Raw genomic sequence first — 3,553 nt, forward strand, 5'->3', positions numbered from 1 at the left:
GCGCAAAGAGGCTCACCGGCGACGCCTGGGAGAAGCGGCTAATTGCAGTGCGACGTGCAGTCGAAAATATCTGAGATTCAGCTGGTATTGCCAAATTGTTGCTGGATGCATGTGAGCAGTCGCCGCACTCTCGGCAATGCCTGGAAAGGCGCCCGACGCTCCGCTTGGCAGACCGAAAGAATGGCTTGAGACCAATCTGGATCTGACTAATACTGTCGCTGACCTGCATTCGACGTTCCTATCTTGCCCGGTTCGGAGCAGAGGTGATACAAATCGACTGGCCGGTCCATTTTATGACCACTCGATAACTGTAATCAGCGGTCTTAATCATGTGCGCGGCAAACGCTCGGCTCAGCTAGACGTTGGCTCATCTGGCGGTCGAAGGGCCTCTAAAACTAGTTAAATGGTTGATGTCGTAGTATGGATGGGGCTCGACCGCTCGGCACTGTCCGGCCTGCCGTGACCTTGGATCTAAAGAACATCACCCCGCCAATTGCCGAGGATGAAGCATTGGAGAAAAACTCGGTTCCGGCCCAGATTGAGTTCGGCAGCGTCACAAGATGTATGGGGCAGTCGCTGCGGTCAGCAATTTGTCGCTGACCGTCGGTCCCAAGGGGTTCGGGCAAGACCACGGCCCTGATGCTGCTCGCCGGGTTCGTAGCGCCCACTGAGGGAGACATCCGGATTGCTGGGAATTAGGTCGCGGCGGTGCAGTCTTATCGGCGCGACCAAGGCATCGTCTTCCAGAGCTATGCGCTGTTTCCGCACCTCACGGTGCGCCGAACCTAGAATTCCCGCTCGAAATGCGCGGCATGAAGGCTGCCGAGAGGCAGCGCAGGTCGACCGCATGCTCGCGCGCGTGCACCTCACCGACTTTGGCGGCCGCATGCCGTCGCAATTGAGCGGCGGCCAGTAACAGCGCGTGGCGCTTGCTCGAGCCCTGATCGCTGATCCGCCGTTCCTCTTGCTCGATGAGCCGCTCGGCGCACTTGACCGTAAGCGCTGTTCTGGTGGCACCTTTCGCGCGTGGTCGTGAGGAACGATGTTCGGAGCCTTTGAGGGCTTCGACACATGACGATTTCAGAGCTTACGCTTAAATCCAGCAATCTTGAGCCCGCGCGCCGTTTCGAGGTGTTCACGGGTTCCGGTCGGCGGCGCGAATGGCTGCCGGAAGAGAAAGCCCGGATCGTGGCTGAAAGTTACGATGCCGGCGAGACCGTGAGTGCCGTGGCCCGGCGGTATGCATTGTCCCCGCAGCAGTTGTTCGCCTGGCGTCGGGCTGCTCGTGTGCCGTTGGCGGAAGCGCTGGCACCGGAACCGTTGTTCGTGCCGGCAGTGGTGCCGGCTCCGAAGCCGGAACCGACGGGGAAACAACAGCCACAACGCAAACGGAAAGCTGCCCGCGACGCCGGCGTTATCGAGTTGGAGATCGACGGCGTCGCCATGCGGGTCGGCCGTGGCGCCGACGCCAAGACGGTGGCGGCGGTGATCCGCGCGCTGAAGGCGACGTCGTGATCGGGCCGACGGGTGCGGTCAAGGTCATGGTGGCGACGAAGCCGGTCGACTTCCGCAAGGGTGCGGAGGGATTGGCGGCGCTGGTGCGAGAGACGATGGGGGCCGATCCGTTCAGCGGGGCCGTTTACGTCTTCCGGGCGAAGCGGACTGACCGGATCAAGCTGATCTTCTGGGACGGCACCGGCGTCTGCCTCTATGCCAAGCGCTTGGAGGACGGGGAGTTCCGCTGGCCAAAGGTTCAGGATGGCGTGATGCAGCTGACGGCGGCGCAGTTCTCGGCGCTGCTCGAAGGACTCGACTGGCGGGGCGTCCACGAGGCGCGCCGGACCCGTGTTCCAGCCCAGGCGGGCTGACCCGCGACCAAGTGAATCAGCCTGGATTCCGCTGTCGCGGGCTGTCGACGAATATGGTCTGATCCACTCATGGCGATGACGGCGGACCAGCTTCCCGACGATCCGGATGCGCTGAAGGCGATGGTGCTGGCGCGCGACGTCGAGAACGCCCGGTTGATCCAGATCATCAAGGAATTGCAGCGCCACCGCTTCGGCCGTCGTGCTGAGACGCTGCCGGAAGACCAGCTGCTGCTGGGACTTGAAGAAGCCGAGCAGATCGAGGCGGCCGGCGAGGAGGAGAACGAACAGGCTGCTCCCATGGAGCGTCAGGCGCGTGTCACCAAGCGTCGGGCGAACCGCGGTGCGTTGCCACCCCATCTGCCACGCACGGATATGGTGGTCGACATCGAGGACCATGCCTGCCCGTGCTGCCGCAATGACTTGCATCGGATCGGCGAGGACGTAAGCGAGCGGCTCGACATCGTTCCGGCGCAGCTGCGTGTGATCGTCGTGCGCCGACCCAAATATGCCTGCCGAGCCTGCGAAGACGTGATCGTTCAGGCTCCCGCGCCCGCCCGGCTGATCGAAGGCGGCCTGCCGACCGAGGCGACGGTTGCCCAGGTTCTGGTCTCCAAATATGCCGACCACCTGCCGCTGTATCGCCAGGCGCAGATCTACGCCCGGCAGGGCATCAATCTCGACCGCTCGACACTCGCCGACTGGGTTGGCCGTGCCGCCTGGCACCTGCGTCCGGTTCACGAACGGCTGCTGGCGAAGCTGAAGTCCTCGCCAAAGCTCTTCGCCGACGAGACCACGGCGCCGGTGCTCGATCCCGGTCGCGGCAAAACGAAGACCGGCCAGCTCTGGGCCTATGCCCGCGATGATCGGCCATGGGACGGAGCCGATCCGCGCGGCGTCGCCTATGTCTACGCGCCCGACCGCAAAGCTGAGCGTCCGATCGCTCATCTCGCGGGCTTCACAGGAATCCTGCAGGTGGACGGCTATGGCGGCTATCGCGTGCTCGCCGACAAGAGCGGCGTGACGCTCGCCTTCTGCTGGGCGCACGTGCGCCGGCGCTTCTACGAACTCGCCGCGGCCGGTCCCGCGCCAATCGCCTGCGAGGCGCTGAGACAGATCGCCGAACTTTATCGCATCGAAGACGACATCCGTGGACGATCGGCGGAGCAGCGTCGTGCCGTGCGCCAGGAAAAGAGCCTGCCGATCACCGTCGCTCTCGAGCCCTGGCTGCGCGAGAAGCTCGGGCTGATCAGCCAGAAGACCAAGCTCGCCGAGGCAATCCGCTACACGCTGTCGCGTTGGGAAGGCCTCTCGCGCTTCCTCGATGATGGCCGCATCGAGATCGATAGCAACACTGTTGAACGCTCGATCCGTCCTATCGCGCTAAACCGCAAGAATGCACTCTTTGCCGGATCGGACGGCGGCGCCGAGCACTGGGCCGTCGTCGCTTCGCTAATCGAAACCTGCAAACTCAACGGCGTCGAGCCCCTCGGCTATCTCGCCGATGTCCTCACCAGGATCGTCAATGGCCACCCGAACAGCCAGATCGACGACCTCTTGCCATGGGCCTACATCCAGGCTCACGAACTCAGCGCAGTGGCCTGAGAACATCGCTCTGATGTCCGCTGTCAAGGTTTGGAACGCAGAAGGTCGCCCGATCCGAGGAACGGCTGCTCATTCTGATGAGC

The 3,553-nt window shown here is 63.3% G+C and carries 4 protein-coding genes and 1 pseudogene; 4 read left to right on the top strand and 1 reads right to left on the bottom strand.

Annotated elements, in window-relative coordinates; translation table 11 throughout:
• Positions 1 to 229 (bottom strand): hypothetical protein (locus LB568_RS33290; protein ID WP_210239596.1); only part of this gene is annotated, 229 nt, incomplete at its 3' end.
• A gap of 230 nt (positions 230 to 459) precedes the next feature.
• On the opposite strand from LB568_RS33290, the pseudogene LB568_RS33905 reads away from it, so the two are divergent.
• From LB568_RS33905 to tnpC, 4 genes and pseudogenes are all read left to right on the top strand, one after another.
• Positions 460 to 997: pseudogene (locus LB568_RS33905) on the top strand (ABC transporter ATP-binding protein); the annotation flags it as partial.
• A gap of 74 nt (positions 998 to 1,071) precedes the next feature.
• Entirely contained in the window at positions 1,072 to 1,515 is a 444-nt protein-coding gene (gene tnpA / locus LB568_RS33300; protein WP_064993414.1) for an IS66-like element accessory protein TnpA, read from the top strand.
• Complete coding sequence (gene tnpB / locus LB568_RS33305) at positions 1,512 to 1,868, top strand: IS66 family insertion sequence element accessory protein TnpB (protein ID WP_224656321.1); 357 nt, start codon at positions 1,512 to 1,514, stop codon at positions 1,866 to 1,868. Before tnpA ends, tnpB begins: the two co-directional genes overlap by 4 nt.
• Before the next feature lie 69 nt (positions 1,869 to 1,937).
• The gene (gene tnpC, locus LB568_RS33310; RefSeq protein WP_064993412.1) at positions 1,938 to 3,470 is read left to right on the top strand and encodes an IS66 family transposase; all 1,533 of its coding nucleotides are present in this window, start codon (positions 1,938 to 1,940) and stop codon (positions 3,468 to 3,470) included.
• Positions 3,471 to 3,553: the final 83 nt, after the last annotated feature.

This window comes from Mesorhizobium sp. B263B2A (assembly GCF_020165775.1).
Classification (GTDB): domain Bacteria; phylum Pseudomonadota; class Alphaproteobacteria; order Rhizobiales; family Rhizobiaceae; genus Mesorhizobium; species Mesorhizobium opportunistum.

Coding starts and splice junctions, on each gene's coding strand:
- tnpC (WP_064993412.1), top strand. CDS start 1,938: ATGGCGATGACGGCGGACCAGCTTCCCGACGATCCGGATGCGCTGAAG.
- tnpA (WP_064993414.1), top strand. CDS start 1,072: ATGACGATTTCAGAGCTTACGCTTAAATCCAGCAATCTTGAGCCCGCG.